General features: G+C 68.0%; 1 protein-coding gene. It reads left to right on the top strand.

Annotated elements, in window-relative coordinates; translation table 11 throughout:
• The coding region (locus RF645_RS12920) for a sodium/proline symporter (RefSeq protein WP_368819238.1) at nt 1-1,016 on the top strand (1,016 nt) is incomplete at its 5' end.
• Between the last annotated feature and the right edge of the window lie 145 nt (nt 1,017-1,161).

Genomic DNA, 1,161 nt, shown 5'->3' with positions numbered 1-1,161 from the left:
TGGCGTACACCGACTTCGTCCAGGCGATCATCATGCTCATCGGCATGCTGTGGATCCTCATCGCCACGCTCATCTCCGTGGGGGGCCTTACTCAGGGCAACCAGAGGATCGCGGAACTGGACTCCACGTTGCTGACGATGTGGGGCCAGGGCCTCGCTTACGAGGGCCAGTGGGGCATCGTCATCGGAGCCCTGCTGATTTTCTCCATCGGCTACATGGGATGGCCGCACGTGGTGGTTAGCCACATGGCGATGAAGCGGCCGAGCGTGGCCCGCACGGCCGGGGCCTACTCGATGATCTTCAACCTCCTCTTCATCCCGGGCCCTTACCTGATCGGCCTCTTCGCCCTGCTGCTGGTGCCGACCCTGGCGAACCCGGAGACGGCCGTCTTCGCGATGGCCGACGCCGTCCTGCCTCCGTTCGCCGTGGGCATCGTGATGGCGGCGATCATGGCAGCGATCATGTCCACGGCCGACGCCCTGCTGCTGCAGTCGGGCACCATCGCCAGCCAGGACATTTATGCCCGGTTCATCAACCGCAACATGTCCGACCGGCAATCGGTGTGGGTGTCCCGTCTGATCGTGCTGCTCCTCGCGGTCGCGGGCTTCGCCATCGCGGCGGTCGAGCCCCCGGCGGTGGCCGCCGTCGTGATCTTCTCCACGACGGTCCTGGGCAGCGCCTTCGTACCGGCCTACATCTGTGCGGTGTGGTGGAAGAAGGCCAACACGGTGGGGGCCATCACCTCGATGCTCGTGGGCACGATCAGCTCCGTGGGCTGGGAGCTCGCCGATCTGTCGACGGCCACGGGTCTGGACCCGATGGTGATCGGCATTCTCTGCTCCACGGCCGCAATGGTCGTCGGCAGCCTCGCGACCCAGGGCTCGCACCCCGTGCCCGAGCGCATCCAGCGGGCGCTGGACGAGACGAAGAGGATCGGGCCGATCCCCGCGGGCCTCATGCTGGGGCAGGACCGCAACCTGGCCGCCCAGGCCGAGATCGCGGGGCGCGGAGCATGACGACGTCCGGCTTTGCGCCCGCCGTTAGCGAGGAGCAGGCGTGGGATATCGTCCGCGCCAAGGCCCCGGGCCTGCGGTCCGGCCCGGCGACGCTGCGGCACCACCCGTTCTCCGGGTTCGTGCACCGAAGCCTCCGGCCCATGCC

It is taken from the genome of Kocuria sp. CPCC 205260 (assembly GCF_040981045.1).
GTDB lineage: Bacteria > Actinomycetota > Actinomycetes > Actinomycetales > Micrococcaceae > Kocuria > Kocuria palustris.
The sequence above is the reverse complement of the archived record's forward strand: the minus strand, read 5'-3'. Positions and strand labels throughout refer to the sequence as shown.